Annotated in this window: 5 protein-coding genes; 4 read left to right on the top strand and 1 reads right to left on the bottom strand. The window is 35.0% G+C overall.

Annotation, left to right across the window (positions count from 1 at the left end; translation table 11 throughout):
• Window positions 1-151 precede the first annotated feature (151 nt).
• Window positions 152-1327 (top strand): SpoIID/LytB domain-containing protein, encoded by a 1176-nt coding sequence (locus M901_RS00565; protein WP_021276198.1) that lies wholly within the window; start codon window positions 152-154, stop codon window positions 1325-1327.
• Here the strand turns inward: M901_RS00565 and M901_RS00560 are convergent.
• A complete protein-coding gene (locus tag M901_RS00560; RefSeq protein WP_021276201.1) occupies window positions 1324-2004 on the bottom strand; it encodes a lipoprotein in 681 nt (226 codons plus the stop codon). The genes M901_RS00565 and M901_RS00560 overlap by 4 nt on opposite strands.
• 118 nt (window positions 2005-2122) lie before the next feature.
• On the opposite strand from M901_RS00560, the gene M901_RS00555 reads away from it, so the two are divergent.
• The 3 genes from M901_RS00555 to M901_RS00545 form a co-directional block, all read left to right on the top strand.
• Entirely contained in the window at window positions 2123-3082 is a 960-nt protein-coding gene (locus tag M901_RS00555) for a hypothetical protein (protein ID WP_021276197.1), read from the top strand.
• A gap of 65 nt (window positions 3083-3147) precedes the next feature.
• On the top strand, window positions 3148-3939 hold the full coding sequence (locus M901_RS00550; protein WP_021276199.1) for a thioredoxin domain-containing protein: 792 nt from the start codon (window positions 3148-3150) through the stop codon (window positions 3937-3939).
• Window positions 3940-4002: 63 nt separating this feature from the next.
• Window positions 4003-4184 (top strand): hypothetical protein (locus M901_RS00545; protein WP_021276200.1); only part of this gene is annotated, 182 nt, incomplete at its 3' end.

The raw sequence follows: 4184 nt of genomic DNA, 5'->3' as shown, positions 1-4184 counted from the left end.
GTTGGAAATTAATCAGAGTATGAAGAGAACTGCTTGGATTGATATGCAGAAGGTGATGAATTTTGTCGGAAATAACTAGCTAGTTGAGCAAAGTAAAAATATCCAGTAAAATATTCTAAGAGACTTAAGACCATGATGGTCAGGAATTAGAATGAATCTAAAAGTATTATTATCAGCTTTGCTTGTAGGTACTTCCTATGGAAGTATTTCTACATATATACCGTCTAAATCTAAGACGAATAATCATCAGAAAATTAAAGTTCGAATCGCTAAGAATTTAAAAAATGTAGAAATATCTGGAACAGATCTGACTCGCTACCTCCATCCTGTTAAGCAACAGAAAACTTATGCAGGTAGAAAGAAAGTAAAGTTTAATTGTAATTACTTTTCACAAGATAATAAGAAAATTCAAAAACAACTCTTGCTGGCCTCTCTCAATAGTAGCACTGGCCTTGTGACTTTTGATAAGAAAAAATATCAAGGACAAATTCATGTCGTGACTTCAAAAGGAAAAGGAAGTAGTTGTGATGTCGTCAATGAGTTGGATATGGATACCTATATCGGTTCACTACTTTCAAAGGAGATGAATGCGAGTTGGCCATTGGAAGCTCTTAAGGCTCAAGCAATTGCCGCGAGAACCTATGCTATTCATAAAATAGAAACAGCTTCAATGTTTGGACGTGCTTATTATGATCTTGAAAACTCAGAGAAACATCAAGTAAATGGTGACTTCTTCGATGTCACGAGAAGGACTATGAGGGCCGCTAAAGAGACTTCTGGTGTTGTCCTGAAGAATAAGAATGGAAAACTAACACCAGCATTCTTTCATGCTAGTTGTGGTGGACATACGTTGAGGCCTAGAGATGTGTGGGCCAATAAAGTTGTAGGTTATGAGAAAGTTGCTGAATGTAATTACTGTAAAAAGAAAGATAATTGGCAAGTTAATCTGGATAGAGAAAGATTAAAGAAGTTAATCTCTTGGGCGATGAAAAAGAATTATATCCCAAAAGTTGATCTCAACAAGAGAATGCTTATTTATAAAGATAAGAAGAGTCGTAAGGTTCTTCATATAAAAGTTGGAAGTAAGAAGATTCGTCTCAAGAAAAGTCTTTTTAGAAGATACTTCGGTCGTGTTGATTTCCCTTCAAATAATTTCTACCTTGCTGATGGAATTGGTAAAGGTCCTATTCATTTCGTAGGAAAAGGAAATGGGCATGGTGTTGGTCTATGTCAGGTTGGAAGTAAAGGTCTCGCTCATAGGGGGTGGGACTATAAGAAAATCTTGTCCCACTATTTCCCTGAGCTAAAAATTAGAAAAGTTTATTAGAATTGTCCGTTACAAGTTGGCTTAAAGAATGTTGTCCAAACTTCATAAGGATTAAGGTTTCCACTCATCCCATTAACATTGAATTGATAGCTTGATGAGACCATATATGTATTGATGGCCGCATCAACAACTCCATGTGGGCAATAGTTATCCTTGTCTAGGATAATACAGTTTGGTGCTTGGAAATTTGAAAGTTGTCTTTCATCTCCAATTAGTGGAAGTTGGTAATTATAGTAATTCATCTTTTGAGCACACATTGAAATAACAACGTTGTGTCCAATAACTTGGTTATTATTAACAACCTCAGTGATGATCATAAAATCATTGTATGGACTAACTCCTACATATTTTTGACCAACCGTTCCTGGCATAACCCCTGCCTGAAAGTTACCACAAACTCTTGTGCTACTATTCGTTGATTGAACATAATATTGAAGATAGTTTGTTAATCTTCCATTTGAGCATTGAAGTGATTGGGACAAGCTACTCGCTAGGCTTGAAACCGCCGCTGGAATATTTCCTTGGTTTACTGTTCCACTTCCGTTCCCACTAAACTGAGTATCACTTCCAGTATTTGAACCAGTAGAAGATGTCTTTGCCTTATTATCACTTCCTCCACAACTAATTAGTGCTAGTGAAGATAGTATAAGTAGGATTTTTTTAATTGGGCTCTTCATTATTTTTCCCCTGTGTAAATCAAGCTCGTAAAACTCATCGGGTAATTGATCAAAAAACTTTAGAAAAAAATATTTATAAAAAATATTGAAATTCCGATAGTTTATTTAGGGAGAGACAATGAGTACGAGTAAGAATGCGCTAATTAAATTAATAAATCTTAACAGTTTGAAGAAAAAGCTTAACGATGAACATGTGAAATTTCGTTTGAAAATAGGCTTTCAATTTGCGCTGATTCCTCTAGGTTCAATTGTGTTGGCAGTCATTCTGAATTACATTGTCCTAAAGGTAACGATCTCACTTCTTTCTACACTACAGTCGGTAAAAAGCTTCATTGCTCAGGACCTTATTTACCTATTTGCAGAAAAGAGTCTGGTTGAAATTCTTCCTTGGACTTTTTTAAGTTCTATCTGTCTTTTGGTTATTGGTATGACTCTGGCCAATATCATGATACGACCTTTTCGAATTATTGGTGACTTTTGTGAGACTCAATTAGAAGGGGAGAAAAGTTCTTACAATCCCGAATTCATTGCAGAGCTCAAATTGCTCTCTCTTTTTTCTGAATGGTTCTTTCATACAATTCAAGTTCTAAAGAAAACGGGAAGTCTTAAGAAGATTGAAGTTCCAGGTAAGTATAGAAAGATTCATAAACCAGTATTTGAAACAAACTTTTTTATCCACAACTTTCTTATCATTATTATTACAACTTTAATAACGGCGCTTCTTATTCAAACTGGTAACGATGTCCTCTTTGAGGGAGTCGTAGAAGTTATTAAAGAGATTTATCCTCATCAAAGACAAGCAACAATCTTTATTCAAAGTATTTCAGAGGTAGTTTCAATTATTTCGTTTCTTTGTATTGGATTGAATGTTCTGATCTATTTACTTTACTCGTTCTATCTTTATTCTAAAGTATCGACTCCTGCCTTTGGAGTTTTTGCTACGATGCGTTCTTTTATTTCTGGTAAGTATTCGTCACGAGTTCACTTAATAGGGTATGCTTATCTAAGAAAACATACTAGAAAGCTCAACAAATACTTAGACTATGTGGAAAAAGAATTCTCTACAAAAGATAATTGAGTATTGTCCTACAATCATATAAAATCATTAAAAACTAAGTTATATAAGTAACAAAGGGAATTGATATGAAGAAGTTTTTAGCTTTCGCTTTCACAGCGGTTATGTTGACAAGCTGTGTGTCTGATAAGCAAATTAAGGAAGTTATTTTAAAAGATCCAAATCTAATTGCAGATGCAATTAAAAAACACCCAGCAGAAATTATGATGGCCCTTCAAACGGCTGCTAGAGATGCTAAGGATGCCATGGCCAAGAAAAGAGCTGAAGAAGAGCAAAAGAAGCTTCTTGAGTCTATCGATAAGCCACTAGTTCCAGAGATTAGAGATGATGAAGCGATTAGAGGTACTAAAGGTGCTCCAATTACTTTAGTTGAATACTCTGACTTTCAGTGTCCATATTGTACAAGAGGGTTTACTGATGTAGTTGCACCTCTTTTAGAAAAGTATAAAGGAAAAGTTGCTTTCGTATATAAGCACCTTCCACTTTCATTCCATGCTGAAGCGAGAATGGCCGCAGCATACTACGAAGGGATGAGACTTCAAAAGCCAGAACTTGCTTTTAAATTCCACGATGAACTATTTAAGCAAGATGCTCAAGCTAAGCTAAGAACACACAAGGAGAGATTCCTTAAGAAGCTAGCGAAGAAGCTTGGTGCTGATATGAATAAACTTGCTAAAGATGTTAAGTCTGATGCAGTTAAGAAGAGAATTGAAGCTGATGAAGCAGAAGCTAGAAAATTTGGAATTCAAGGAACTCCAGGTTTCCTACTTAATGGAGTACCTATTAAAGGTGCTTACCCACTATCATATTTCGAAAATATCTTGGGTAAATTAAAAGAAAAAGGTAAGATTAACTTATAATAACACCTTAAACGCCCACCATGGCTTAGGTCATGGTGGGCTTTTTTATTTTAGGAGTTAAAAATGTTTGGAAGTAAATCTGTCAAAGTGAATATGAATGTTCTTAATACTGGTATTGAGAATGTAACTTATACTGTGGAAGAACTTTTAACGGCCATAATTCCTCACAACCTAATTGATCATAAAGTTTTAACGAAGAGTTATGTTTATGAGTTAGAAGAACTCTTAAAAATGAATTCTTTGAA

The sequence above is a fragment of the Bacteriovorax sp. DB6_IX genome, from assembly GCF_000447775.1.
Classification (GTDB): domain Bacteria; phylum Bdellovibrionota; class Bacteriovoracia; order Bacteriovoracales; family Bacteriovoracaceae; genus Halobacteriovorax_A.
This window is presented reverse-complemented; position numbering and strand designations above follow the sequence as displayed.